General features: G+C 67.4%; 25 protein-coding genes. 7 read left to right on the forward strand and 18 right to left on the reverse strand.

The annotated features are described in order from the left end of the window. Nucleotides 1-22 precede the first annotated feature (22 nt). The 4 genes from AMK34_RS10550 to AMK34_RS10565 all read right to left on the reverse strand — a co-directional run bounded on the left by AMK34_RS10550 (nt 23) and on the right by AMK34_RS10565 (nt 3,383). Nucleotides 23-523, reverse strand: a complete 501-nt coding sequence (locus tag AMK34_RS10550; protein WP_228688245.1) for a DUF4231 domain-containing protein — start codon at nt 521-523, stop codon at nt 23-25. A gap of 77 nt (nt 524-600) precedes the next feature. Beyond that, nucleotides 601-1,929: an NAD(P)/FAD-dependent oxidoreductase gene (locus AMK34_RS10555; RefSeq protein ID WP_005155795.1), complete on the reverse strand. Its 1,329-nt coding sequence runs from the start codon at nt 1,927-1,929 to the stop codon at nt 601-603. 84 nt (nt 1,930-2,013) lie between these two features. Further along, nucleotides 2,014-2,706, reverse strand: coding sequence for a uracil-DNA glycosylase (locus AMK34_RS10560; protein WP_073844907.1), 693 nt, complete (start codon nt 2,704-2,706; stop codon nt 2,014-2,016). Continuing rightward, nucleotides 2,703-3,383 carry an endonuclease V gene (locus tag AMK34_RS10565; protein ID WP_073844909.1) on the reverse strand — a complete coding sequence of 227 codons (681 nt, stop codon included), beginning with the start codon at nt 3,381-3,383 and terminating at the stop codon, nt 2,703-2,705. Before AMK34_RS10565 ends, AMK34_RS10560 begins: the two co-directional genes overlap by 4 nt. A 28-nt stretch (nt 3,384-3,411) precedes the next feature. Between AMK34_RS10565 and AMK34_RS10570 the strand changes: the two genes are divergently transcribed. Further along, nucleotides 3,412-4,908, forward strand: coding sequence for a S10 family peptidase (locus tag AMK34_RS10570; RefSeq protein ID WP_073844911.1), 1,497 nt, complete (start codon nt 3,412-3,414; stop codon nt 4,906-4,908). A gap of 197 nt (nt 4,909-5,105) precedes the next feature. Continuing rightward, the gene (locus AMK34_RS10575; RefSeq protein ID WP_241832748.1) at nt 5,106-6,005 is read left to right on the forward strand and encodes a hypothetical protein; all 900 of its coding nucleotides are present in this window, start codon (nt 5,106-5,108) and stop codon (nt 6,003-6,005) included. Between the two features lie 88 nt (nt 6,006-6,093). On the opposite strand, the gene AMK34_RS10580 is transcribed toward AMK34_RS10575, so the two are convergent. The 12 genes from AMK34_RS10580 to AMK34_RS10635 all read right to left on the reverse strand — a co-directional run bounded on the left by AMK34_RS10580 (nt 6,094) and on the right by AMK34_RS10635 (nt 19,063). After that, nucleotides 6,094-7,815, reverse strand: a complete 1,722-nt coding sequence (locus AMK34_RS10580) for a S8 family serine peptidase (protein ID WP_073844913.1) — start codon at nt 7,813-7,815, stop codon at nt 6,094-6,096. A gap of 77 nt (nt 7,816-7,892) precedes the next feature. Beyond that, on the reverse strand, nt 7,893-8,891 hold the full coding sequence (locus tag AMK34_RS10585) for an ABC transporter ATP-binding protein (RefSeq protein WP_037340729.1): 999 nt from the start codon (nt 8,889-8,891) through the stop codon (nt 7,893-7,895). Then, nucleotides 8,884-9,876 (reverse strand): ABC transporter ATP-binding protein, encoded by a 993-nt coding sequence (locus AMK34_RS10590; RefSeq protein ID WP_073844915.1) that lies wholly within the window; start codon nt 9,874-9,876, stop codon nt 8,884-8,886. Before AMK34_RS10590 ends, AMK34_RS10585 begins: the two co-directional genes overlap by 8 nt. Nucleotides 9,877-9,882: 6 nt before the next feature. Continuing rightward, entirely contained in the window at nt 9,883-10,836 is a 954-nt protein-coding gene (locus AMK34_RS10595) for an ABC transporter permease (RefSeq protein ID WP_038508285.1), read from the reverse strand. Then, nucleotides 10,829-11,755, reverse strand: a complete 927-nt coding sequence (locus AMK34_RS10600) for an ABC transporter permease (RefSeq protein WP_016337270.1) — start codon at nt 11,753-11,755, stop codon at nt 10,829-10,831. Before AMK34_RS10600 ends, AMK34_RS10595 begins: the two co-directional genes overlap by 8 nt. A gap of 87 nt (nt 11,756-11,842) precedes the next feature. Next, on the reverse strand, nt 11,843-13,462 hold the full coding sequence (locus AMK34_RS10605) for a peptide ABC transporter substrate-binding protein (protein WP_016337271.1): 1,620 nt from the start codon (nt 13,460-13,462) through the stop codon (nt 11,843-11,845). A 256-nt stretch (nt 13,463-13,718) separates the two neighbouring features. Then, on the reverse strand, nt 13,719-14,672 hold the full coding sequence (locus tag AMK34_RS10610) for a Ppx/GppA phosphatase family protein (protein ID WP_037342450.1): 954 nt from the start codon (nt 14,670-14,672) through the stop codon (nt 13,719-13,721). Between the two features lie 22 nt (nt 14,673-14,694). Continuing rightward, complete coding sequence (locus AMK34_RS10615) at nt 14,695-15,855, reverse strand: lytic transglycosylase domain-containing protein (RefSeq protein WP_073844917.1); 1,161 nt, start codon at nt 15,853-15,855, stop codon at nt 14,695-14,697. A 183-nt stretch (nt 15,856-16,038) separates the two neighbouring features. Then, a complete protein-coding gene (locus AMK34_RS10620) occupies nt 16,039-16,548 on the reverse strand; it encodes a DUF501 domain-containing protein (RefSeq protein ID WP_073844919.1) in 510 nt (169 codons plus the stop codon). 24 nt (nt 16,549-16,572) lie between these two features. After that, nucleotides 16,573-16,935 carry an FtsB family cell division protein gene (locus AMK34_RS10625; RefSeq protein ID WP_123799156.1) on the reverse strand — a complete coding sequence of 121 codons (363 nt, stop codon included), beginning with the start codon at nt 16,933-16,935 and terminating at the stop codon, nt 16,573-16,575. 192 nt (nt 16,936-17,127) lie between these two features. Beyond that, complete coding sequence (eno, locus tag AMK34_RS10630) at nt 17,128-18,414, reverse strand: phosphopyruvate hydratase (RefSeq protein ID WP_038508280.1); 1,287 nt, start codon at nt 18,412-18,414, stop codon at nt 17,128-17,130. A 160-nt stretch (nt 18,415-18,574) separates the two neighbouring features. After that, entirely contained in the window at nt 18,575-19,063 is a 489-nt protein-coding gene (locus AMK34_RS10635) for a VOC family protein (protein ID WP_073844923.1), read from the reverse strand. A gap of 71 nt (nt 19,064-19,134) precedes the next feature. Between AMK34_RS10635 and AMK34_RS10640 the strand changes: the two genes are divergently transcribed. Then, complete coding sequence (locus AMK34_RS10640; protein WP_016337278.1) at nt 19,135-19,548, forward strand: tetratricopeptide repeat protein; 414 nt, start codon at nt 19,135-19,137, stop codon at nt 19,546-19,548. Between the two features lie 28 nt (nt 19,549-19,576). Here the strand turns inward: AMK34_RS10640 and AMK34_RS10645 are convergent, their stop codons facing one another. Next, a complete protein-coding gene (locus tag AMK34_RS10645) occupies nt 19,577-20,146 on the reverse strand; it encodes a helix-turn-helix domain-containing protein (protein WP_007028810.1) in 570 nt (189 codons plus the stop codon). A gap of 54 nt (nt 20,147-20,200) precedes the next feature. Between AMK34_RS10645 and AMK34_RS10650 the strand changes: the two genes are divergently transcribed. Then, complete coding sequence (locus AMK34_RS10650) at nt 20,201-21,121, forward strand: NAD(P)/FAD-dependent oxidoreductase (RefSeq protein WP_073844925.1); 921 nt, start codon at nt 20,201-20,203, stop codon at nt 21,119-21,121. Here AMK34_RS10650 and AMK34_RS10655 read toward each other — a convergent pair. Beyond that, the gene (locus AMK34_RS10655) at nt 21,094-21,798 is read right to left on the reverse strand and encodes a murein transglycosylase (protein ID WP_073844926.1); all 705 of its coding nucleotides are present in this window, start codon (nt 21,796-21,798) and stop codon (nt 21,094-21,096) included. The genes AMK34_RS10650 and AMK34_RS10655 overlap by 28 nt on opposite strands. A gap of 274 nt (nt 21,799-22,072) precedes the next feature. Between AMK34_RS10655 and efeU the strand changes: the two genes are divergently transcribed. Genes efeU through efeB form a run of 3 tightly spaced genes read left to right on the forward strand, consistent with a single transcriptional unit; the run spans nt 22,073 to nt 25,310 of the window. Further along, nucleotides 22,073-22,912 (forward strand): iron uptake transporter permease EfeU, encoded by an 840-nt coding sequence (gene efeU / locus AMK34_RS10660; RefSeq protein WP_037340711.1) that lies wholly within the window; start codon nt 22,073-22,075, stop codon nt 22,910-22,912. A 5-nt stretch (nt 22,913-22,917) separates the two neighbouring features. Next, nucleotides 22,918-24,048, forward strand: a complete 1,131-nt coding sequence (gene efeO / locus AMK34_RS10665) for an iron uptake system protein EfeO (RefSeq protein WP_073846243.1) — start codon at nt 22,918-22,920, stop codon at nt 24,046-24,048. Beyond that, nucleotides 24,045-25,310 (forward strand): iron uptake transporter deferrochelatase/peroxidase subunit, encoded by a 1,266-nt coding sequence (efeB, locus tag AMK34_RS10670; protein WP_038508271.1) that lies wholly within the window; start codon nt 24,045-24,047, stop codon nt 25,308-25,310. Before efeO ends, efeB begins: the two co-directional genes overlap by 4 nt. Nucleotides 25,311-25,340 lie beyond the last annotated feature (30 nt).

Here is a 25,340-nt window from a genome sequence, read left to right on the forward strand (position 1 = left end):
ATGCCACAACCGAGGCGATGACCTAGTTCGCCTTGTCGGCTTGGCGATACTTCAGCCAGCTGTTCCCGACGAGGTCCCAGATCGCCTGGTACTGGTCGAATCTCTCGCGCAACACGGCCTGATCGAGCTCTTCGGGCGGCGTCGAAGCGATGTAGTAGGTCAGCTCGTCACGCAGCCGGTAGAACTTGTACTGGCCTTCTTCCATCAGCACCCACAGCGAACGCCACGCGAAGAACGGTTCGAGCACGTTCACCACGGTGACGACGGCGACCAGCGCGAACGCCGTCCCCGTCCACGGATTCAGATTCTGCAATCCGAGGATGATCGTCGAGGTCGCAGACAGCAGCAGCGCCAGTACCCGCAGGATGACCGACCTCGTCCGGAACCGGCGTTTGCGGATCCGCGCGTACTTCGTCCCCTGTTCGATCCGCTCCACGAGGTCGTGGGCGAGTTCGAGCGGGGTCAGCCCCGGCCGGGGAAGGGCGGATTGGATGGGCGGCTTCAACTTCCGGAATGCCTGCACCGGCACACCTTAAACGCCGTGAAGGCCTCCTTCCCTACGTTCAAGGTAGGGAAGGAGGCCTTCACGGAACTACGAAATCAGGACTTCGACAGCCGGTCGAACTCTTCGCGCGGGTTGTTGATCTGGCCGAGCGAGATGACCTCGCGCCGGAACAGGCCACCGAGCATCCAGTCGAACAGGATGCGGATCTTGCGGTTCCACGTCGGCATCGCCTTGAGGTGGTACGCGCGGTGGAAGAGCCAGGCCGGGAAGCCCTTGATCTTCAGGTTCAGCGCGTCGGCGACACCCTTGTGCAGGCCGAGGCTGGCCACCGCACCCAGGTTCTTGTGGTAGTAGTCCTTCGGCTTGCCGCCGCGGATCACCTTGATGATGTTCTTCGACAGCAGACGCGCCTGGCGCACGGCGTGCTGCGCGTTCGGCGGGCAGGTGGCGGTCGGGTCCTGCTCGGTACGCGAGAGGTCCGGCACGGCGGCGTTGTCACCGGCGGTCCAGACGTCGGGGTGCCCGACGACCTGCATCGCGGCGGTGGCCTCGACCCGGCCGCGCTTGTCCAGCGGCAGGTCCGAGCTGGCGAGCACCGGGTTCGCCTTCACGCCGGCGGTCCAGATGATCGTGTCGGTGTCGAATTCGGTGCCGTCCGAGAGCACGACGTGGCCGTTCTCGAACGACTTCGCCGCTGTCGACAAATAGACTTCGATGCCGCGCTTCTCGAGCTGCTCGACGGTGTACACACCGAGCGTCTCGCGCACCTCGGGGAGGATCCGCCCGGCGGCCTCGACGAGCACCCAGCGGATGTCCTCGACCTTGAGGTTCGGGTAGTAGTTCTCCACCGCGAACCGGGTCATGTCCTCGAGTTCGGCGAGCGCTTCGATACCGGCGAACCCGCCGCCGACGACGGTGAACGTCAGCAGGCGCTTGCGCTGCTCGGGATCGAGCGTGCTGGCGGCCTCGTCCAGCTTCGTCATGACGTGGTTGCGCAGGTAGATCGCCTCGCCGATGGTCTTGAAGGCGATACCTTCTTCGACCAGGCCCGGGATCGGCAGGATGCGCGCGACGGCGCCGAGGGCGACCACGAGGACGTCGTAGTTCAGCTGCTCGACGTGCCCGTCGGCGGCCTCGACCGTCACGGCTTTGCGCTCGTGCTCGATCTTCGTCACGCGCGCGGTGAGCACGTGGCAGCGCTTGAGCACGCGCCTCAGCGGCACGACCACGTGCCGCGGTTCGATCGCACCGGCCGCCGCCTCGGGCAGGAAGGGGGCATAGGTCATGTGCGGCTGCGGATCAACGACCGTCACGGACGCTTCGTTGGCCCGGAGCATCTTCTGGAGCCCGTACGCCGTGTAGAGCCCGACGTACCCACCACCAAGGACGAGGATCCGTGTCGGTTCCGACTTAACACCAGCCATATTCCTATAGTCGCACCCATCTGCTGAGATCGCTCGCAGACCCCATCCGGCTGTGACCAGCGTCGCCACGGTTTCCGCACCGATTCAGTTCAGGCCGGCCGCCGAGGTCGCGGAGGCCAGGACGTCGCACACCATGTCAAGCGTCAGGCGGCCGGTCTGGACATTGCGCTGCGACACGTGGTAACAGCCGAAAAGGCGCAGGTCGCCGAGTTCCACTTCCACCCCGTGGCCGAACTTCGGGCGTGGCGCGGGCACCGGCCAGCCCGCCTCCGCGAGCACCGGCAGCAACGCCTGCCAGCCGAACGCGCCGAGCACCACGACGGCCTTCAGTGTCGGTTTCAGCAACGTGAGTTCGGCCGCGAGCCACGATCGGCAGGTCTCCCGTTCCTCAGGTGTGGGCTTGTTGGCGGGTGGCGCGCATCTCACCGGGGAGACCATCCGGGTGCCACGCAGCTCGAGCCCGTCACCTATATGGGTCGAGGTCGGCTGTGACGCCACCCCGACCCGGTGAAGCGCCTTGAAGAGAACGTCACCGGACGGGTCGCCGGTGAACAGGCGGCCGGTCCGGTTCGCGCCATGCGCCGAGGGAGCCAGTCCGACGATGGCCAGTGACGCGTCCGGCGGGCCGAAGCCGGGCACCGGCCGGGCCCAGTAGGTCTCGCCGGCGAACGCCGCCCGCTTGACCACGGCGATCTCCTCACGCCAGGCGACCAGCCGCGGGCAGGCACGGCAGTCCACGACCTCGGCGTCGAGTTCGGCGAGCGAACGGAACCTCATAACGCTTCTTTCAGGGTGTCTCGGGCGAGGCGGTCGGCGTGCCGGGTCGTCTCCGGCTGACGGAACGACGGTGCCAGCCGCAGCACCTGGCGGCACGCGTTCTCCAGCGAGATCTTGTGACCGACGGAGACGTAAACGGGCTTCACGTCGTCCTGGGTGCGCAGGACCGCGCCGACGACCTCGCCCCCGTCCAGCAGGGGTGCCCGCGAGCCACGGGTGCCGCCGGGTTCGTCGTGTTCGCCGACGAACCGGGTCTTGCCGACCCCGATGGACGGCAGGCCCGTCACGACCCCGACGTGGCAGGCGAGCCCGAACCGGCGCGGGTGCGCCAGGCCGTGCCCGTCGCAGACCAGCAGATCCGGGACGTGATCGAGCGCGCGGAGGGCGTCGAGCAGCGGAGGAAGCTCGCGAAAGGCGAAAAGGCCCGGTTCGTACGGGAACGAAACCCGGGAAACGACCGATCGCTTTTCCACGACGCGGAATCCGGAGGTTTCGAGGGTGACGGCGGCCGCGGCGATCAGGCCGCTGTCCTCGTCGTACGCGACGTCCAGCCCGGTGACCGTGACGATCTCTTGTGGACAGCGATCCTCGAGATCGACCAGGCCACGCAGGGTTTCCTGGATCTCGATCGCCTGCCCCGGCGTGCTCGGGCGATCATGCGCCGTGACGATGTCCACTCCTACAGACTGCCAGTAAGTTGGAGGCATGCCGGACACGAATCCCGATTCGAAGGTCACCGACGAGAAGGACACCCCGTCGGTGGAAACCAAGGTCGAGCCGACCGACGACCTGGTCACCACGAAGCACACGCTGACGCTCAAGCGCAAGAAGCTCGCCTACACGGCTCAGACCGGGCGGATCGTGCTGCGGAAGGAGGTCATCACCGACGGCAAATCCGAGGGCCACAAGGCCAAGGCCGAGGTGTTCCTGACCTCCTACACGCTCGACGACGCGGAGCCCGGCTCGCGCCCGGTCACGTTCGCGTTCAACGGCGGGCCCGGCTCGGCGAGTGTCTGGCTGCACATGGGCCTGCTCGGCCCGCGCCGCGTGCTTTCGGGCGATGTCGACGACCCGGTCGCGCCGCCCTACGGGTTGACCGACAACCAGGAAACCCTGCTGGCGCACAGCGACCTGGTGTTCATCGACCCGGTGTCGACCGGCTATTCCCGCGCCGTGGACGGCGAGGCGGCCAAGGAGTACCACGGGTACACCGCCGACATCGAGTCCATCGGCGAGGTCATCCGGCTGTGGGTCTCGCGCAAACAGCGCTGGCTGTCGCCGAAGTTCCTGGCAGGCGAGTCGTACGGCACGCTCCGCGCGGCCGGGCTGGCGTCGCATCTGCAGGAACGCCACGGGATGTACTTCAACGGGCTCCTGCTGATCTCGTCCGTGCTGGACCTGGGCACGCTGCGGTTCACCGAGGGCAACGACCTGCCGTACTCGCTCTACGTGCCGACGTACGCGGCGATCGCGCACTACCATGGGCTCCACGGCGACCGGCCGCTCGACGACGTCCTCGCCGACGCCGAGGACTTCGCGGCCAAGGAACTCCCCTGGGCCCTCGCCCGCGGCGCCCGTCTGTCCACACAGGACCGCGCGGAAGCGGTGGCGACGCTCGCTTCGCTGACCGGACTGAGTGAGTCCTATGTGGACCGGGTCAACCTGCGGATCGAGCACGTCCGGTACTTCACCGAACTGCTGCGTGACAAGGGCCTGGTTGTCGGCCGGATGGACGGCCGGTTCACCACCTGGGAGCCCGACGGCGGACGCGAGCACATGAGCGACGATCCGTCGATCTCGCGGATCATCGGCGCCTACACGGGCGGGCTCAACCACTATGTGCGAGCCGAACTCGGCTACGAGAACGACCTGCCGTACGAAATCCTCTCGACGGACGTCTTCAAGGCCTGGTCGTACTCGGACTTCGAGGGTCGCTCGGTGTCCTCTGTGGACTCGCTCGCTTCGGCCATGCGGGCGAACCCGCACCTTCGGGTGCATGTCGCCTTCGGTCACTACGATGGCGCGACGCCGTACTTCGCTTCGGAGCACGTGTTGGCGCGGCTGCAGATTCCCGAGGAACTGCGGGAGAACATCGACACGGCGTACTACCCGGCCGGGCACATGATGTACGTGCACGAGGAGTCGCGGGTGCGGCAGGCGAAGGACCTGGCTAAGTTCATCAAGGCCGCTTCGGGAAAGTAGCCACCCTCGGCCACGTCGCTGACCACAGATGCCATGAAAGGTCCTTTCCTTGCAAAATTTGCAAGGAAAGGACCTTTCATGGCAGTGCGGGATCGAATTTTGTCGGGCCTGCCGGTCACTGTGTCGGCATGTACCTATCACGAGCTCCACAAACGGACTCATACCTACGTCAACACAGTCGACACGGCGTCATCCGCGTGGCGACCCTGGAGCAACTCGGGGTCACGCAAAGCACGTCGTATCGAAGATGTCAGCCTGGTGGACGGTGGACTCACCTGCTACCAGGCATCGTCCTTCTCTCGAAAGAGCAGCCAAGCGCGCGGCAACGAGTAGAAGCCGCGCTGATGCTCACTGACTCCAGGGGAATCATCACCGGCTTCGAGGCCGCACGACGATACGGACTACGGCAGTCCGGCCCTCATGGGACCGTCCATGTACTCATTCCACAACAGCGCAAGGTGCGAAGCGTCAAGTTCGCGATCATCGAACGAACGATCGCGATGCCGGAACGCCGCGTGATCGAAGGGGTACCGCTGGCGGCACCGGCTCGAGCCGTCTTGGATGGCGTAAGGCGCATCCGAGATCTCGACCCGGTTCGCGCTCTGCTCATCGAAGCCATCGAGACGGGCCTCTGCACAGTAGACGAGTTGAGCGCCGAGCTCGAATCCGGCAGCAGGCGAGGAACAGCTCTCCCTCGCGCCGTGCTCCGAGAGCTCGCCGCCGATGTCAAGTCTGTCCCTGAAGCGGCATCGCTCGCGATCTGGAAGAAAGCGGGACTGCCGCCTGCCGAGCGGAACGTCAAGATCTACGACGCCTTCGGCAACTACATCGGCAAGCCGGATTCATGGTGCGACGAGCTCGGCATGGCATGGGAAGTCGATTCGTATGCCTTCCACTTCGGCAGGGACGTCTACCGGAAGACCCTTCACCGCAACAATCGCTATGCGGCTGCGGGGATCATCGTCGTCCAGACCTTGCCGTCTCGGATTCGCGACGAACCGGAGAAGGTAATCGCAGAACTCCGTGCCGCGGCCGACGCAGCGGCGCGACGCCCGAGACCTGATGTCACTGTGGTCCGCACCGATCGAGCCGCCTAACGATCCACCCCCGCACATGCTATGAAAGGTCCTTTCCTTGCAAATTTTGCAAGGAAAGGACCTTTCATAGCACTCTAGGGACCGAAGATCAGCCGCGCAGGAACTCCGAACCGCGCGTCACGGCCGACCAGGCGTCAACGGCACCATGACCGTAGAAGCCGTTGAACGAAGCGTCACCGGTGCAGGTCGCGGTGAACGACGCGTCCCGGCCTTCCTTCAGGTAGTCGACGGTCCGCGGCGTCGGGCAGGCGATGTCCGAAGCCGTGCCCTCGAGCACCCGCTGCACGGCGTCCGGGTTCATCCCGAAATCGCGCGAACCCTTGCCGTACTGCGAAACGATCAGCGCCGCGACACCCGTCGCGTGCGGCGACGCCATCGACGTGCCCTGCAGCCACTGGTAGTAGCCGACGCGGCCGTCGGCGGCGGTCGCCTTCTTGACACCGGCGGTGACACCGTCGGGCGTGACGTTCCCGTCCGCGTCGATCATGCCCTCGGCGACACCGACGTTGCGCGGGTAGGTCGAGAGGATCTGGTTCTCGACCGTGCGGAACCACGGGGTGCCGTAGTAGTCACGGAAGTAGCCACCGGGCGCGGACACCGAGATCTGCTCGGTCCCGTAGTTCGAGTAGTCCGCCTTCGCCTGCGACGGGCCGAAGGAGGAGACGCCGATCGTGTGCGGGCCTTCGATGGGCAGCGAGAGGCAGCTCGCGTTGTCGATCTGCCGCGGGTGCGTGCTGTTCGACGGGTAGCCCGGGCTCGACGCGTCCGGCTGCGGGGCGGCCAGGTCGCTGTGCTGGTTGCCCAGCGAGACGACCTGCGTGACGCCCTTGCGGTGCGCGTAGTTCAGCGCGCGGGTGGTCGCCTCGATGATGGTGCGCTGCTCGGCCTGCTGCTCGGGCGTGTCCGCCGGGTTCGCGGTGCAGTTGTACAGCCAGGGGTCCGTGAAGAAGCTCATGTTCACGACGTCCACACCGGCGTCGCCGGCGTAGGTGATCGCGTCCACGGTCGGCTGCAGGAAGAAGAAGCCCGAGTCCTGCCCGGCGCGAAGGTTCACCAGCGTCACGTTCGGGGCGACACCCGAGACACCGAAACCGTTCGCGGCGGCGCCGATGGTGCCGGCGACGTGCGTGCCGTGGCCGTTGTCGTCGTGGTCAACCGGGTCGACACAGCCGCGGAATTCACACGGTCCGTCGACGACGCCGCCGTTCACGTCGGAGACGATGTCCTTCGTGAAGTTCCGCGACGCGGCGCGGTCGAAGTTCGGCGCGATGTCCGGGTGGCTGCCGTCGACACCGGTGTCGATGACGCCGACCTTCACCCGCTTGTCACCCGGCTGCTTGGTACGCGAAAGGTCCGACCGGACGGATTTGAGTCCCCAGAGCTGATCGTCGAGCGGGTCCATGCCGACGGTCTTCGCTTCGACCGGCTTCGTGGCCGAGGCGGCGCCGCGGCCCTCCTTCTCGACGACACCCGGCTTGACCTTCGCCTTGCCCTGCTTCGGCGCGGTGCCGATCGCCTTCGCCTTGGCGGCACCGAAAACCGCGCGGTCCGCGGAGACCCGCTCGGCGAAACCGTTGGCGGGCGCGGTCGCGGTGATCAGGCCGACCGCGGCGTTGCTCGTCACGACGGTGCCCCCGGCGGCGCGGATCGCCCTTTCCACCGAGGCCACGCTCTGGCCTTCACGGGCCAGTACGGAGAATTCGGTCGCCGCACCGGAAAGCTGCGGCTGCGCGGAAGCCGTCGGCGCGGCCACGATTGCACCGAACAGCGGTACCGCGAGCGCGATCACGAGAGATCTTGGCTTTTTCACTTCCTGCCTCCTGAAGAATGCTATTCGTGCAAACTACGTCAGCTGTCCATCACGTATCAACGAAGTCCCTACGAAAGTCAGGGGACGACGGTTTTCTCCTCCGCGAAATGACAGGCGGACAAATGCCCACCGGACCGGGTGATCAATTCGGGTTCCTGATCGGCGCAAATGTCCTGCGCCTTCCAGCAGCGCGTGCGGAACCGGCAGCCGGACGGCGGATCCAGCGGGCTCGGCACGTCGCCTTCCAGGCGGATCACCTGCCGCTGCCCGCGTAACGCCGGATCCGCGACCGGCACCGCGGACAGCAGTGCCTGCGTATAGGGATGCGACGGATGTTCGTAGATCTCCTCTTCCGTCCCCATTTCCACGATCTTGCCGAGATACATCACCGCGACCCGCGTGGAAAGGTGACGGACAACGGACAGATCGTGTGCGATGAACACATAGGAAAGGCCGAATTCCTTCTGCAGTTCACCGAGCAGGTTCATCACCTGCGCCTGGATCGAAACGTCCAGCGCGGAAACGGGTTCGTCGCAGATGATGACCTTCGGCCGCAACGCCAGCGCCCGCGCGATCCCGATGCGCTGACGCTGCCCGCCGGAGAATTGGTGCGGATAGCGGTTGATGTGCTCGGGGTTCAACCCGACGACGTCGAGCAGCTCCCGCACCTTCGCCGCCCGCGACCCCTTCGGCGCCACCTCGGTGTGGATTTCGAAGGGTTCGCCGATGATGTCGCCGACCGTCATCCTGGGGTTCAGCGAGGTGTACGGATCCTGCAGCACGATCTGGATCTCGCGCCGCAGCCTCCGCAGTTCCGCTCCCCGCAACGCGAAGATGTCGCGGCCTTCGAAGGTCGCGAGCCCGCCCGTGGGTTCCTCCAGCCGCATCAGCACCTGGGCCAGCGTGGACTTGCCACAGCCGGACTCCCCCACGACGCCGAGTGTTTCCCCCGGCATCAGGTCGAAAGAGACACCGTCGACGGCCTTCACGTGCCCGATGGTGCGTTTGAAGAGGATCCCCGCCCGCACCGGGAAATACTTCACCAGATTCTCGACCCGCAGAATGGGCTCAGACACGGCCGATCACCACCTCGTCGGCGAAGTGGCAGGCGCTGACCCGGCCGAAACCGAGACTGTGCAGGGCGGGCCGTTCGGTCTCGCACCGGCTTTCCGCCCGTGGGCAGCGCGGATGGAACGGGCAGCCGGGCGGCACGTTCAGCAGGCTCGGCGGCAGGCCCTTGATGGTCTCCAGCGTCTGTCCTTTGAGGTCGAGCCGCGGCAGCGAGGCCATCAGTGCCTCGGTGTAGGGATGCCCCGGCGAGCGGAACAACTCGGTGACGTCGGCCTGTTCGACGATCCGGCCCGCGTACATCACGGCGATCCGGTCGGCGACCTCGGCGACCACCGCCAGGTCGTGGGTGATCAGGATCAGCCCCATCCGCCGTTCGGCCTGGATCTCCGCCAGCAGGTCCATGATCTGGGCCTGCACGGTGACGTCGAGAGCGGTCGTCGGTTCGTCCGCGATCAGCAGATCCGGGTCGAGCGCGAGCGACATGGCGATCATCGCGCGCTGCCGCATCCCGCCGGAGAACTGGTGCGGATACTCGCGGACCCGGCGGGCGGCCGCCGGGATGCGCACGATGTCGAGCAGTTCGATCGCCCGTTTGCGCGCGTCCTTTTTGGACATACCGAGCCGCACCCGCAGCTGTTCCTCGATCTGGAAGCCCACGGTGAACACGGGATTCAGCGCCGACAGCGCGTCCTGGAAGATCATCGCGATCTCCCCGCCCCGCACTTCACGCCGCCGCTCTTCGGTGGCGGTGAGCAGATCCTCACCGCGGTACCGGACGGCACCACCGGTGACGACGGCGGGCGGGCTGTCGAGAATGCCCATCACCGTCTGCGCCGTGACACTTTTACCGGAGCCCGATTCTCCCAGCACGGCAAGGGTTTCCCCGGCGTGCACGGAGTAGTCGACCCCGTTGAGCACGGTCGCGACCCCGTCGGAGGTGCGGAATTCGACGTGGAGGTCTTCCACTTCCAGCAGCAATTCGTCGGTCACGGCCGATCACCGGGCCTTCGGGTCGAGCGCGTCGCGGATCCCGTCACCGAGCATGACGAAAGCGAGCACGGTGATGGTCACGAACCCGGCGGGGAACAACAGCATATGCGGATTCACCCGGAAGTAGTCCCGCGCGTCGCTGATCATCACGCCCCACGAGACGACCGGCGGCCGCACGCCGACACCGAGATACGCCAGTGTCGCTTCCGCGCCGATGAACGCGCCGAGCGCGATGGTCCCGTAGACCAGCACCGGCGCGACCGTGTTGGGCAGCAGATGCCGGAACACGATGCGCGGCGTGCTCGCTCCGAGACCGCGCGCGGCCTTGACGTAGTCGAGCTGTTTGGCCACCAGCGTCGCCGACCGCATGATGCGCATCGCCACCGGCCAGCTCAGCGCGGCGATCGAGACGACCACCTGCACGATGATGGTGACCACGCCGGGATTCGAGCCGGGCGCGTTGAACGTGGTCAGGATGACGATCGCGCCGAGCACGAACGGCAGCGCCGCGAAGATGTCGCCCACCCGCGAGAACAGGCTGTCGACGAGACGGCCGTAGTACCCGGCGACGATCCCGACCACCGAGCCGATCAGGATCGTCAGGATCGTCGCGAAGACCCCGACCAGCAGCGACGCCCGCGCGCCGTGGATGGTCCGCGCGTAGACGTCGTAACCCTGGTTGTCGTAACCGAACCAGGCGTCCGCGGACGGTCCTTCGTTGGCGTGGAGCAGATCGCTGAACCCGGCGGGCCGGGAACTGAACAGGTCCGGCGCGATCGCGATGAGCACGACGAGCGCGATGATGACGGCGGAGATGATGAACGACGGCCGCTTGCGCAACATCCGCCAGGCGTCGCCGCCGAGACTGCGCGGTTTGTGCGCCACCGCGGAATCGTCGGCGACACCGGCGCTCGCGACGTCCACAGAGGACACCCCGCCGGCCACATTGGGGTCAGTCATAACGGATCCTCGGGTCGAGAACGGCGTAGAGCAGGTCGACGATGAGACTCACCAGCAGGTAGACCATCACCAGCAGGACGACGACGCCGGTGACGGTGGCGCCCTCCCGGTTCTGGATACCGCGGAAGATGAGCCCGCCGATGCCGTTGATGTTGAACACGCCTTCGGTGACGATGGCCCCGCCCATGAGCGCGCCGATGTCGGTGCCGATGAAGGTCAGCACCGGGATCACCGAGTTCCGGAGCAGGTGCACGCCGACGACCCGGCTGCGCGGCTGTCCTTTCGCGACGGCCGTGCGGACGTAGTCGGCGTGCCGGTTCTCCGCGATGCTCGTTCTGGTCAGCCGGGCTATGTAGGCCATGGAAAGGCTGCCGAGCGCGATTCCGGGCACGATCAGTTCGCCGATCGTGGCGTCCTCGGACACGCTCGCGTCGATGATGCCCAGTTCCGAACCGAGGACGATCTGCAGCACGATCGCGGTGACGAACACCGGGATCGAGATCAAGAACGTGGTGGACATCAGCACGAGGTTGTCGAGGAAACCCTTGCCGCGCAGGCCGGTCAGGATGCCGGCGGACAGGCCGATGATCGCTTCGATGGCCACCGCGATGAGGGCGAGCCGGACGGTCACCGGATAGGCGTTGCCGATCAGCTCGCCGACCGAGACACCGTTGAAGGTCTCGCCCCAGTCGCCGGTGAACAGGTTGCCGAGGTATTTGAAGTACTGGACGAAGATCGAATCGTCGAGGTTGAACTTCGCCGTCATCATCTCGATGTAGGCGGGCGGGCAGGCGACCTGGCCGCATTTGCCGGCGAACGGGTCACCGGGCACCGCCCACACGAGGGCGTAGATGAGGAACGTCGTGCCGAAGAAGACCGGGATGAGTTGAAGTAGTCGTCGAAGGATGTACTGGGGCATGGGCGTGCCGTCCTGGGGATCGCGTGGTGGGAGCCGTGGGTCCGGCCGGCCGGGAGCGGTGCGCTCCCGGCCGGCACGACCACGCGATTACTTCGCCGCGACCTCGATGGACGAGTAGTCCGCGAGACGACCGAAGTCGAGCTTCGCGACCTTGAGCCGGTTCGACTTGCCGCCGACACCCTTCTCTTCCCACACGGGGATCTGCGGCAGATCCTTCGCGATCAGGTCCTCGGCCTGCTGGTACAGCTTGATCGCGGCCGCCTTGTCGGCGGTCTGGTCCGCCTGGGTCAGCAGCGCGTCGACGGCCGGGTTGTTGTACGTGGAGTCGTTCGACGAACCGGTGCTCTTGTAGCGCGGGTTCAGGTAGTTCTCGATCGACGGGTAGTCGGCGGACCAGTCGGAGCGGCCCATACCGGTCAGCTGGCGGTTGTTGACGATGCTGCGCCACTGCCCGAAGTCGGTCGCCGGCACGAAGTCGCATTCGACGCCGAGCGCGTTCTTGATGCTGTTGCACGCCGCGACCAGCGGCTCCTTGCGGCCACCGTCGGCGTTCGAGGCGATGGTCAGCTTGCCGGTGAAACCGGACTTCGCGAAGAACTCCTTGGCCTTCACCGGATCGAACTTGCAGAACTCGCCGCAGACGCCGGGCCGGTAGCCCTCGATACCGCGCGACACGTAGCCGTCGGCGGGCGCGTAGGTGTCGTTCATGACGGTCTTGACGATCTGCTCGCGGTCGATGGCCAGCGAGATCGCCTTGCGCAGATCGAGGTTGTTGTAACCCGGGACGTAGTAGGGAAGGGCGAGCGCGCTGATGCCGAGCAGCTTCCCTTCGACCAGACGCTCACCGAGGTCGGTCTTGTACTTGCCACCGGCCTTCGCCGCGGGCGGGAGCGCCTCCATGAAGTCGAGGCGGTTGCTCAGCAGATCCTGGTACGCGGTCTCCTGGCTGGTGTAGATGCGGACTTCCAGGTCCTTGAACTTGACCTTGTCCTCGCCCTGGTACTCGTCGTACCGCGTGAGCTTCATGTTCTGGTTGGGCGTGCGCGAAACGAACTTCAGCGGGCCGTTGCCGATCGGGGCCTTGGCGAACGCCTCCGGGTCGGCGAAGAACTTGTCCGGCAGCGGCGCGAAGGCGAGGTAACCGATCTTGGTGGCGAACACCGAGAACGGGCCCTTGAGGGTGACCTGGAACTCGTAGTCGTTCACGACCTTGAGCCCGGACATCTCCTTGACGGCCGGTTCCTTGGCGCTGATCTCGTCGTAGCCCTGGATCTGCTCGAAGAACGACGCGTTCTGCATGCCGTTCTTGCCGTTCGCGCTGTAGTTCCAGGCGTCGACGAAGTTCTTGGCCTTGACCTCGGTCCCGTCGTGGAACTTCCAGCCCTTTTTGATCTTGATGTCGAAGACCTTGGAATCGGTCGTGTTGATCGATTCGGCCATCAGGTTGTACGGCTCGGCGGTGTCGGATTTGTAGCCGACCAGCGCCGAGAAGACCGGCTTGAGGGCCTTGGACCCGCCGAGCTCGTTGGTGTTGGCGGGAATCAGCGAGTTCTCCGGCTCGGTGCCGTAGACCGAAACCGACGCGTTGGCGTCGGTGGCGCCGGATCCCTTGTTCTCACCGGACCCACCACCCCCACAGGCCGTCAGCAGCAGGGCCGCCGTGGCCACCACCGCCGTCGCTCCCCAGAACCCGCGTGAAGCCCGCATGTCCCCTCCAACTCTCGTCGTCGGATTGTCGGCGGGCGCTGGTCGCGCCCTACCGCCCAGAAGGTGAGACGACGCTATGGGACAGGTGAAGGCGATCACAGTGCGTTGGTGTTGCAAATGTGTGACGGTCTCCGGGACCACCCGGTTAGAGCACAACGTTGGTAGGAACGACGCTGCGCCGAATGGCCCAATCCTGGCTGGAGGTCACCACTTGATCACCTAAAGAAATGGCTTCACGTAAGAGAAAACCCGGCTGTCAAGCCAAGGACAGCGCGATCCCGTCGAGGATGTCGTGCTCGGAGATCACCAGCTCGTCGGGACCACCGCGCGTGGCGAACTGCTCCGCCAGCACCTGCACGATCACCGAGCCGCCGCCGATCACGTCGACCCGGCCCGGGTGGATCACCGGGTTCGCGGCGCGGGTGGCGTGGTCGGCCGTGAGAAGCGACTGCGCGACCCGGTCGATGTCGGCGTGGGAGAGCTTCGAAAGGTGCGTGCGCTCGGAGTCGTACTCCGACAGGCCCTGTGCCACGGCGGTCAGGGTCGTGACCGTCCCGGCGACGCCGATCCACGTCTTGGCGGTGGACACGTCCACGACGTCGAAGGCCTCGGTGAGCACCTTCGCGGCCAGCTCGCGGGCTTCGGCGATTTCGGCCGCGGTCGGCGGGTCCGACTTCAGCGCGCGTTCGGTGATCCGCACACAGCCGATGTCGACCGACTTGGCCGCGATGACCTCGGCCTGGCGGCCGTCCCAGGTGCCGACCACGAGTTCGGTCGAACCGCCGCCGACGTCGACCACCACGAAGGGACCGTCGTCGGGATCCTGCTCACCGACTGCGCCGGTGAAGGAAAGGCGCGCCTCTTCGTCGCCGCTGATGACCTCGGCCTCGGTGCCGAGCACCTCGCGTGTCATCGCGAAGAACTCGTCGCGGTTGCTCGCGTCACGGGTCGCGGACGTCGCGACCATGCGGACCTTCTCGACACCCTTGCGGCGCGCGGCGATCGTGTAATCGGCCAGCGCCTTGCGGGTGCGCTCGAGCGCCTCGGGCGCCAGCTTGCCGGTGGCGTCCACACCCTGGCCGAGGCGGACGATCCGCATCTCACGGTGCAGGTCGCGCAGGTCGACCGTCCCGTCGTGGCGGGGGGTCAGCTCGGCGACGAGCAGGCGGATGGAGTTGGTCCCACAGTCGATCGCGGCAACACGAGGCATGACGCCAGCGTAGTCAACGCGATCAAGGCGTCTTGGTGCCGCTGGTCGATGACGTCACCGTCGTCGTCGTTGTGGTCGTCGTCGGCGAAGAGCAGGTCGGCGGAGGCGTCGGAGTCGTGGTCGTCGGACTCGTGCTCGTGGTCGAAGTCGGTTGCGTCTCCGTTTCGGTGACCGTCGGGCATGGCGGCAGCTTCGGGGTCGTCGACGAGGATTTCGACGACGAACCCGAATTGCTCGGCGGCAGCGAGGTCGACGACGGCGGCGTCACCGAACCGGGTGGCGTCGACGGCACCGGAGGCGGCGGCACCGACACGGGCGGCGGAGCGGCACCGGCGTTCGGCGCGCCGATGGGCACCTTGCTGTCCGGTGTCGGCAGCACCCCCGTGCGGTAGGCCTCGGCCCAGATCAGCACGGTGTTCACGTAGGTGTCCGAGTTGTTGTAGCGGAACACGGCCGCCCGCAACTGATCCGGCTTCGACAGATCGAGACCGCCGGAGCACAGGTACCGGCCCGTGCCCAGCGCCGCGTCGAAGATGTTGTTCGGATTGGATTCGCCGTCGCCGTTGCCGTCGGAGGCGTAGCGGGCCCAGGTCGACGGGATGAACTGCGTCGGGCCGACGGCGCGGTCCCAGACCGTGTCGCCGTCGAACTTCCCGCCGTCGGTGTCCGGGATGGCCGCGAAGGGGCCGGCGCCGTTGAGCTGCGGGCCGAGGATCGGTTCGAGAGTGTTGCCCTTCGCGTCGACGTACCCGCCGCGCGCGTGGTTGGACTCGATGCGGCCGATACTCGCGATCAGCGCCCAGTCGATATGGCAGCCGGGCTGTTCGGCGATGAGGATGTCGGCGGCGTTGCGGTACGCGGCGAGCGCGGTGACCGGGATGCCGAGCGGTCCGTTGGGGAGTTCGTCCGCGGGGAGCGGGAGCGGGGTCGGCGCGTTCGGCAGGCTGCCGTCGACACCGATCTGCTGGACCAGCGGGTTCTTGGGGTCGTAGCCGCCGACGAGGGCGACGTTGTCGGTGTGGATCGTGCTCGCCGTCGCGGCCCAGCTGCCGGTACCGACGACCGCGGCACCGGCCGGGACGATGGCGAGGACACCTCCGGTCACCGCGGCGATCGTGCGGTGCCGGAGACAGAGTCTCCGGACATGACCGGAGACCGCGCCTGGCACCTGCCTCACGCGCATACCTCTGAACCCTCCCGGCGGATCACGACTCGGCGATCCGGTACACCCACCCCGACAAACCCACGACTGGTACCCAGCCTGCCGCATGCGGTGACCGGTTTCACCCCATTGAGGACGACCAGTTGGCCGACATCGGGTGAATTAACCCGCCTGGAGGAACTATCTGTACACCGGCGGCCGGTGTTACCCCTGGCAGTCGCCCGATGGCCATCCGTTCGCCTTCAGCAACGCGAGGGTTTCGTCGCCGAACGGGTTCACGCCGGGGCCGACGGCGAGCGTGTGCGCGAGGTGGACGTGCAGGCATTTGACGCGGCCGGGCATCCCGCCCGCGCTGACCTCGTGACCGAGCGGGTCGATGGCGTCGCGTTCGGCGAGGTAGCTCTCGTGGGTCCGCTGGTAGGCGGCCGCCAGCTCGGGATCCTCCGCGAGCCGGTCGGTCATCTCCTTCATCAGCCCGGACGCTTCGAGCGTGCCGACCATCGACGTCAGCTTCGGGCAGGTCAAGTAGTAGAGCGTGGGGAACGGCGTGCCGTCGTCGAGGCGAGGGCTGGTCTGCACGACCGACGGGTGGCCGCTCGGGCAGCGCGCGGCGACGGCGCGCAGCGCACGGGGTGCCCGGCCGAGCTGTTCCGCGATGATCTCGCGGTCGGCGTCGGTCACGGGCTCGAAGGAAGACTGTTCCGTGCTGTTCACACCCCTAAGGCTAAAGGGAGTGCTTCAGCCGCCCGCGACCTGATCCCACAGCTTCTCGTACCAGGAGCCCGCGGGCACCGGCTGCTGACCTTGCGGCTGTCCCTGCTCGGGCGCCTTGTCCTCGGGGAGCTGCACGATGTACGGCGTCTCGCCGGGCTTAACGAAACCGAACCGCTTGCGGGCTTCGGCCTCGATTTGCGCGGGGTCGCTCAGTTCGGCCTTGCGGCCTTCCAGCTGGGTGACGCTGCGCTGCAGTTCGGACTGCAGCTGCTGCTGTTCGTTCACTTCGGACTTCTGGCTGAGGTACGTGCGCAGCGGGACGGCGATGGTGAACGCGAGCGCGCACACCACGATCGCCACCACCGCGGCCCGGCGGGTGGTGGACATGCCGAGCACCTTCGCGGCACCCGATGCCCGTTTCGCCGCCAGGCTGCGGCGCAGCCGGGTTCGGGCGCGGACCTCCGTCGTCGTCGTGCGACGGGCACGCTCCGGCCGGCGGCCCCTGCTGGAGCCACCACCGCTCACGCGCCCGCCGCCACGACGGGTCGTCCGCGCCCTCCCCCGGTCCGCCATCGTTCGTTATCCCTCGGCGCTGAACCGCGGGAACGCGAGGTCGCCGGCGTAGCGAGCCGCGTCGGCGAGGGTCTCCTCGATGCGGAGCAGCTGGTTGTACTTGGCGATCCGCTCGCCGCGCGCCGGGGCGCCGGTCTTGATCTGGCCGACACCGGTCGCGACGGCGAGGTCGGCGATGAAGGTGTCCTCGGTCTCGCCGGACCGGTGGCTCATCATCGACTTGTAGCCGTAGGACGTGGCCAGCGAGATCGCGTCGAGGGTCTCCGACAGGGTGCCGATCTGGTTGACCTTCACCAGCAGCGCGTTGGCGGCACGGCGGGTGATGCCCTCTTCGAGACGGTCCGGGTTGGTGACGAACAGGTCGTCGCCGACCAGCTGGACCTTCTCGCCGATCTCGGTGGTCAGCTGGACCCAGCCGTCCCAGTCGTCCTCGCTCAGCGGGTCCTCGATGGACACGAGCGGGTAGTCGCGGACGAGCTCGCCGTAGTAGGCGGACATCTGCTCGGCGCTCTTCTTCGCGCCTTCGAAGGTGTACGCGCCGTCCGAGAAGAACTCCGTCGCGGCGACGTCGAGCGCGAGCGCGACGTCGCGGCCCGGGGCGTACCCGGCCTTCTCGATCGCCTGAAGGATCAGGTCGAGCGCTTCGCGGTTGTTCTTCAGGCTGGGCGCGAAGCCGCCTTCGTCACCGAGGCCGGTCGCCAGGCCGCGGCCCTTCAGGACCGACTTCAGCGAGTGGTAGACCTCGGTGCCCCAGCGCAGGGCCTCGCGGAACGACTCGGCGCCGATCGGCGCGATCATGAATTCCTGGATGTCGACATCGGTGTCGGCGTGCGCGCCACCGTTGAGGATGTTCAGCATCGGCACCGGCAGCACGTGCGCGTTCGGCCCGCCGAGGTAGCGGAAGAGCTCCAGCTCGGCCGACTCCGCGGCGGCCTTCGCGACGGCGAGCGAAACACCCAGGATGGCGTTCGCGCCGAGGCGGGACTTCGCCGGCGTGCCGTCGAGGTCGACCAGCTTCTGGTCGACGATGCGCTGGTCGACGGCGTCGGTGCCGACCAGGTCCGGGCCGATCTCGTCCAGGACGGCCGCGACCGCGCGCTCGACACCCTTGCCGTTGTACCGGCCGGTGTCGCCGTCACGCAGCTCGACGGCTTCGTGTTCGCCGGTGGACGCACCCGAGGGGACCGCGGCCCGCGCCAGCGTGCCGTCGTCGAGAGCCACCTCCACTTCGACCGTCGGGTTGCCTCGCGAGTCCAGAATCTCGCGAGCGCCTACCTGCTCGATGAGCGCCACGCCATGCTCCTCATGTGGGTTGTGCCTGCGGTGACCGGGCCCAGCCTAGCCGTCACCGCAGTTCACCCGTTGGAGGCACGCGCCACATCAGCCGCCGACCGGGCTTTCCAACCTTCCTCCCCACCGCCACCCTCAACGGAGGAGCGTCGCTCCGCAGTACCTACTCCGTGGCCGGTTCGTCCGCCCGGACTTCCTTCCAGCCCGACGGGAGCTCGACCGTGTCGGAGAACTGCTGCCAGAAGGTCCAGCTGTTGCCGCCGATGTCGGAGACGGTGAACACGCGGGCGCCGTACGGCTGGTCCTGGGGCGCGTCGATGTCGGCGTCGTCGCCCAGCGCGGCGCGAACCCGCTCGTACTGCGCGTCGGCGTCGGCGACGTAGACGATGTTCAGCTGCCCGACCGGGCCGTCGACGCCCTTGGCCTGCCAGTACTCGGGGCCGACACCGGCCAGCTGGATCTTGGCCGGGCCGGCGCACAACGTGGCCTGGAACACCTCTCCGGAGCCGTCGGCGAAGCGCACTTCCTCGGTGAACCCGAACACTCTGACCAGCCACGCGACCGCCTCGGTGGCGTCGGCGTAGTAGAGGTACGGCGCGAGCCCGAGGTACCCGGGCTCGTTTTCGGGCCTATCCGCTTCGGTACTGCTCATGGCAGGACAGTCCACCATGACCGTTTCAGCAGTCGAGATCGGCCCTGCCCAGGCGTATCGTGGAGCGGACCATGATGGATGCCGAACCCGCCCCAGAACCCGGCCCGGACCCGTCCGGTGAGTCACGGTTCCGCGCCTTCCGTCAGGCGGAGGCGCTGGTCGAAAGCCGCAGGCCGCTCGACGCGCTCAAGGCACTCGAGCCCTTGCTGGAACACGAAACCGACAAACCGAGTGTTCAGTTGCTGGCGGGCCGCGCGTACTTCCACTCCGCACAGTTGCGGCGGGCCGAGCGTGCCTTCACCCGGGTGCTGGAGCTGGATCCCACCGATCATTACGCGCGGTTCGTACTCGGACGGACCCTCCAGCGCCTCGGCCGGTTGACCGAGGCGCTCGCGCAGATGCGGATAGCGTCGGCGATGCATCCGATCCCGGAGTATCTGGAGGCGATCAGCGAGGTCAGCGCGCGGATCGCGTTGCGCGACTGAGCTGCCGGGGAGCAAGGGACCTTTGCTCTCATTTCGACCTGGCCCGCAGATGCGCCCGTTCGCCCTGCTTGCCGAACAGCACCAGCAGCTCCACCGGCCCCGGACCGGCGCTGCCGAACCAGTGCGGCACCCGCGTGTCGAACTCCGCGGCCTCGCCGGGGCCCATCGTGAAATCGCGATCGCCGAGCAGCGCCCGCAACCGTCCACTGAGGACGTACATCCATTCGTAGCCCTCGTGGGTGCGCTGCACCGGCTCGATGTCCTCGACCGGGATCAGCAGTTTGAACGCCTGCGGCTGCCCAGGCTGCGCGGTCAGCGCCCACGCGGTGAACCGGCCGAACTTCTGCGCCTTCATCCGGACCCTCGGATCGGCGGGTTCGGGCTCGCCGACCAGTTCGTCGAGCGGGACCTGATGCGCCGCCGACAGCGTGAGCAACAACTCCAGTGTGGCCTTCCGCGTGCCCGATTCGAGCCGCGAGAGCGTGCTGGCGGAGATCCCCGTCGCCTCCGACAGCGCGGAGAGGGTGGTGCCGCGTTCCTTGCGAAGGGCCTTGAGCTTCGGGCCGACCTCGGCGAGCCGCCGTTCGATGTCCTCCATGTCTTCAGTTTGCCAAATCGGCAATGAACTTTGCCAACTTTCGCAGAGATCCGGATGCTCGGGACCATGAACGAAGAATTCGACGTGGTGATCATCGGTGGTGGCGTCGCGGGCCTCAGCGCGGCTTTGGTGCTGGGCAGGGCGCGGCGCAAGGTGGCCGTGATCGACGGCGGCACCCCGCGCAACGCGCCCGCCGCGCACGCACACGGTTTCCTGACCAGGGACGGCATCCCGCCCAAAGAACTACGGGAGATAGGCCGTGACGAAGTCCGCGCGTACGGCGTCGAGATCATCGACGACGTCGTCCACCGGCTGCGGCACGACAAGGCGGTGGAACTGGCGAGCGGACGGGTCGTCGGCGGACGGCGGATCGTGGTGACCACCGGGCTCGCCGACGAACTGCCGGACGTCCCCGGCGTCGCGGAGCGGTTCGGCGCCGACGTGCTGCACTGCCCGTACTGCCACGGCTGGGAAGTGCGCGATCAGCGGTTCGGCGTGCTCGCCACGTCCGACAAGTCGGTCCACCAGGCGCTGATCGTCTGGCAGTGGAGCAAGGACCTGACCTTCTTCACGCATACACAGCAGGTCTCGGCCGAAGACCGGGCGAAGCTGACCGGGCTGGGCATCCGGATCGTCGACGGGAAGGTGTCCGAGCTCGCCGTCGAAAACGACCGGCTGACCGGCGTCCGGCTCGTCGACGGCGAATTCGTCGAACGCGACGTCGTGTTCGTCGGCCCGAAGTTCGTCCCGCACGACCGGCTGCTCGCCCAGGTCGGCTGCGCCCGGACCGAAAGCGGCTCGATCGCGGTGGACGCGCAGGGCCGCACGAACGTGGACGGTGTCTGGGCGGCGGGGAACGTCGTCGATCCGATGGCGCAGCTCGTCGTCGCGGCGGGCGACGCCTACCGGATGGCGACGGCGCTCAACTTCGATCTGGTGCTCGAAGATCAGGGCGCGACGCTGGCGTCCGCGTAGGTGTCGGCCGCACTGAAGACTTCCTGGACGTAGGGCACCGCGGGGTTGAACACCCGCATCGACTTCCACCAGCCGTCCGGGGTGGCGACGTCGTCTCCGGCGGCGCAGAGGTAGCGGGCGGTGGCGAAGGCGGCGTCGTCGAGGTCCTTCGGATCCGGCTGTTTGCCGTCGCTCCTGGCCCGGGCGGAGTGCTTGGCCCAGATCTCGGGCGCGAGCGTGATCGGGCCGGGCCTGCCCTGCGCCGTCTCGACGTGGGAGATTCCGGCGAGGGTCGCCCACGAGAGATGACAGCCCGGCTTCTGCCGCCGCAGCCACATCTCGGCGCGGCCGTAGGCGGACAGGTCGGTGACGGAGAGCCGGGTCTTCGCGGCCACGCGCTTCGCCCAAGTCTCCAATTCGGCCGCGTCGGAAACGGTGGGCCGGTCGGGCGGCGCGGCAAGCCCGGCACGCGGCGTCGCCGCCCCGGGCTGCGGCTTCTGGTCGGGAACGGCGAGCGCGGGCTGGGGCTGAGGCGCCGGAGGCGGTTCCTCACCGGCAGGCCGGTTCACCCCGACCGTCATGATCAGCACCACGCCCGTGAGCACGAGCCCGCCCGCGAAGGCGAGCCTGGGGACGTACGGCGGCAGAGGGCGCGCTGGATGCTCCGGGGCGTCGGTGCTCTGGGCGGTTTCGGCCACCCGGACAGGTTACTTCGCCACACTTCCGGGCGATGACCCATTCGGCTTACGAAGCCAACTGACGGTAAAGCGAATCGGTAACCGGTCCTCGGCGGCCGATTCGTTATCTGAAGCACCGAGTTCACGCTGACCTGGGAATGCTTCAAAACACCCCGTCCGATCAAGGTCTCTTCAAGCGTTTCGTCCAGTTCTGGACCGTGTCACTCCCCCTGGACTTTCAGGGAAGCCTTACCTAAAACCAGGAGGTTCAGTCGGCACGACCAGGGAGAACGACGTGTGGTTCGCGAGTGCGCTCATCGGCCTGCGTGAAGGCCTCGAAGCGGCCCTCGTCGTCAGCATCCTCGTCGCGTTCCTGGTCAAGACCGAACGACGGCACGCGCTGCGCTGGGTCTGGCTCGGGGTCGGCGTCGCGGTCGCGCTGTCGGTCGGGGTCGGCGCGATCCTCACCTACTCGACCGCCCAGCTGACCTTCGAACAGCAGGAACTGCTCGGTGGCACGCTGTCGATCGTCGCGGTCGGTTTCGTGACGGCGATGATCTTCTGGATGCGCAAGGCGTCGAGGACGATCGCCGCGGAACTGCGCGGGAAGCTCGACGAAGCGCTCGACGTCGGCCCGGTCGCGGTGCTCGTCCTGTCGTTCTTCGCCGTCGGCCGCGAAGGCCTGGAGACGGCGGTGTTCTTCTATTCCACCGTGCAGACCGCGCAGGGCGGCACGACCGAACCGTTGATCGGTTTCAGCGCGGGCATCCTCGTCGCGGTCGTGCTGGCGTACCTGATCTACCGCGGCGCCGTCCGGTTCGACCTCGGCAAGTTCTTCACGATCACCGGTGTCCTGCTGGTGTTCGTCGCGGCGGGCGTCCTCGGCTACGGCCTGCACGACCTGCAGGAGGCCGCCTTCCTGCCCGGGCTGACCACGCTCGCGTTCGACGCGTCGGCCGTCCTGCCGGAGGACAGCTGGTACGGCGCGCTGCTCAAGGGGATCTTCAACTACTCGCAGCAGACGACGGTCCTGCAGGCCGTCGCCTGGGTCGCCTACGTGGCGATCGTGCTGCCGCTGTTCCTCAGGCCCAAGAAGAAGGCCACGGCACCCGCCGCGGCCGCGATCAAGGAGTGACCCTCGTGTCTCGTCGATTCCCGCTCGTCGCGCTCGCCGGCGTCGGCGCCATCGTGCTCACCGCCTGCGGTGGCGGCGAGGATGCGCCCACCGCGGCCGGCGGCCCGATCAAGGTCGAAGCCTCCGACTCGGCCTGCGCCGTCTCGGTGACCACCGCGAACGCGGGCAACGTGACCTTCGAGATCACCAACAAGGGCACCAAGGTCACCGAGTTCTACCTCTACGCCGAGGGCGACCGGATCATGGGCGAGGTCGAGAACATCGCGCCGGGGCTGAACCGGCGGCTCATCGTCGAGGTCGCCGAAGCGGGCAAGTACCAGACCGCGTGCAAACCCGGTATGACCGGCACCGGCATCCGCGGCGACTTCACCGTCACCGGCGGCGGAGCGAAGCAGAACGACCCGAACTCGCAGAAGGCGCAGGCGGTCAAGAGCTACGCGGAGTACGTCGCGAACAACACCAAGGCGCTCGACGAGGAGACCGCCAAGTTCGTCGCGCTGGTGAAGGCGGGCAAGGTCGACGAGGCGAAGGCCGCGTACGCCCGCACGCGCGTCTACTTCGAGCGGGTCGAGCCGGTGGCCGAGAAGTTCGGCGACCTCGACCCGAAGATCGACGCGCGCGAGGCCGACCTCGAACCGGGCCAGAAGTTCACCGGGTTCCACCGGCTGGAGAAGGATCTCTGGGTGACCGGCCTGCAGGCCGACTCGCCGCAAATCGCCGATCAGCTCGTCGCCGACGTCAAGGAGCTGGTGACCAAGTCGGCGTCGATCGAGCTGAACGCGCTCGACCTGGCCAACGGCGCCAAGGAACTGCTCGACGAGATCGCCACCGGCAAGATCACCGGCGAGGAGGAGGCGTTCTCGCACACCGACCTCTCGGACTTCCAGGGCAACCTCGACGGGTCGAAGGCCGCGATCGCCTCGCTGCGCCCGCTTCTGCAGGCGAAGGACCCGGCCTTGGTGTCCACTTTGGACAAGGAGTTCGGCAACGTGCAGGCACTGCTGGACAAGCAGCGTGAAGGCGACGGCTTCAAGCTGTACACCACGCTGAGCCAGGACCAGGTCAAGGAATTCGCGTCGGCGGTGGACGCGCTGAGCGAACCGCTGAGCAAGGTCGCCGAGGTCGCGGCGCAATGACCGGCGCGGAGCACACCCCGGTCACCCGCCGGAAGCTGTTCGGCATGGCGGGCGCGGGCGCCGCCCTGGTCGGAACCGGGGCCGCGGCGGGCTTCGGCGCGAACCAGCTCCTCGGCGGGGACAGCCCGGCGCAGGCGGCGCAGAGCGTCGTCGAGTTCCACGGCGAGCACCAGGCCGGGATCGTGACTCCCGTGCAGGAGAACCTGCATTTCGTCGCGTTGGACGTGACGACGAAGGATCGCGAAAAGCTGGTCAAGCTGCTGCGCACGTGGACGGACGCGGCGCGGCGGATGACCGCGGGCCAGGAGGTCGGGACGGGAGGCGCCGTCGGTGGCGCCCCCGCCGCCCCGCCGAGCGACACCGGCGAGGCACTCGATCTGGCGGCGTCCTCGCTGACGCTGACGATCGGTTTCGGCCCGTCGCTGTTCGACGACCGGTTCGGGCTCGCCTCGAAACGGCCCGCCGCGTTGATCGACCTCCCGCTGTTCCCTCAGGACAAGCTCGATCCCACGCGTAGCGGCGGCGACATCTGCATCCAGGCTTGCGCGGACGATCCGCAGGTGGCGGTGCACGCCATCCGGAACCTGGTGCGGCTCGGTTTCGGTGTCACCGCGGTGCGCTGGTCGCAGCTCGGCTTCGGCCGCAGCTCGTCGACCTCGCGGGCGCAGTCCACGCCGCGGAACCTGTTTGGGTTCAAGGACGGGACGCGCAACATCAAGGCCGAGGAGACCGACGTCCTGCGCGACCAGGTGTGGGCGACGGCCGAAGACGGGCAGCCGTGGATGGCGGGCGGGTCGTACCTGGTGGCCAGGCGGATCCGGATGCACATCGAGACCTGGGACCGGGAATCGTTGAAGGGCCAGGAAGGGATCGTCGGCCGGTCGAAGGGCGCGGGCGCGCCACTGGGCCAGGCCGCCGAATTCGACACCCCCGATTTCCAGGTCGGCGGCGCCGGCGGCGAGAAGCTGATCCCGGAGGACTCCCACGTCCGGCTGGCCTCGCACGAAAACCTGAACGGGGCACGGATCCTGCGGCGTGGCTACAACTTCGTCGACGGTTCCGACGGTGTCGGGCATCTCGAAGCCGGGCTGTTCTTCCTCGCCTTCAACCGGGACACGCGCAAGCAGTTCGTGCCGATGCAGCAGGCGCTGTCGTCGAAGGACGCGATGATGGAGTACCTGCAGCACACCGGATCCGCTCATTTCGCCGTGCCGCCGGGCGTGCGCGAAGGCGGTTTCTGGGGCGAGGGCCTGTTCTCTTGACCTCCAGTTAAGTGGAGGTCGCACACTGGG

Source organism: Amycolatopsis sp. CB00013, from assembly GCF_001905755.1.
In the GTDB taxonomy this organism is placed as follows: Bacteria; Actinomycetota; Actinomycetes; order Mycobacteriales; family Pseudonocardiaceae; genus Amycolatopsis; species Amycolatopsis japonica.

What these genes read in the sequence shown, in the direction of transcription:
- AMK34_RS10650 (WP_073844925.1), top strand. Translation starts at nt 20,201, where the DNA reads ATGCTCGGGACCATGAACGAAGAATTCGACGTGGTGATCATCGGTGGT.
- AMK34_RS10625 (WP_123799156.1), bottom strand. Translation starts at nt 16,935, where the DNA reads ATGTCCACCACCCGCCGGGCCGCGGTGGTGGCGATCGTGGTGTGCGCG.
- AMK34_RS10640 (WP_016337278.1), top strand. Translation starts at nt 19,135, where the DNA reads ATGATGGATGCCGAACCCGCCCCAGAACCCGGCCCGGACCCGTCCGGT.
- AMK34_RS10570 (WP_073844911.1), top strand. Translation starts at nt 3,412, where the DNA reads ATGCCGGACACGAATCCCGATTCGAAGGTCACCGACGAGAAGGACACC.
- efeB (WP_038508271.1), top strand. Translation starts at nt 24,045, where the DNA reads ATGACCGGCGCGGAGCACACCCCGGTCACCCGCCGGAAGCTGTTCGGC.
- AMK34_RS10595 (WP_038508285.1), bottom strand. Translation starts at nt 10,836, where the DNA reads ATGACTGACCCCAATGTGGCCGGCGGGGTGTCCTCTGTGGACGTCGCG.
- AMK34_RS10560 (WP_073844907.1), bottom strand. Translation starts at nt 2,706, where the DNA reads ATGAGGTTCCGTTCGCTCGCCGAACTCGACGCCGAGGTCGTGGACTGC.
- AMK34_RS10555 (WP_005155795.1), bottom strand. Translation starts at nt 1,929, where the DNA reads ATGGCTGGTGTTAAGTCGGAACCGACACGGATCCTCGTCCTTGGTGGT.
- AMK34_RS10600 (WP_016337270.1), bottom strand. Translation starts at nt 11,755, where the DNA reads ATGCCCCAGTACATCCTTCGACGACTACTTCAACTCATCCCGGTCTTC.
- AMK34_RS10635 (WP_073844923.1), bottom strand. Translation starts at nt 19,063, where the DNA reads ATGAGCAGTACCGAAGCGGATAGGCCCGAAAACGAGCCCGGGTACCTC.
- AMK34_RS10645 (WP_007028810.1), bottom strand. Translation starts at nt 20,146, where the DNA reads ATGGAGGACATCGAACGGCGGCTCGCCGAGGTCGGCCCGAAGCTCAAG.
- AMK34_RS10610 (WP_037342450.1), bottom strand. Translation starts at nt 14,672, where the DNA reads ATGCCTCGTGTTGCCGCGATCGACTGTGGGACCAACTCCATCCGCCTG.
- AMK34_RS10615 (WP_073844917.1), bottom strand. Translation starts at nt 15,855, where the DNA reads ATGCGCGTGAGGCAGGTGCCAGGCGCGGTCTCCGGTCATGTCCGGAGA.
- AMK34_RS10605 (WP_016337271.1), bottom strand. Translation starts at nt 13,462, where the DNA reads ATGCGGGCTTCACGCGGGTTCTGGGGAGCGACGGCGGTGGTGGCCACG.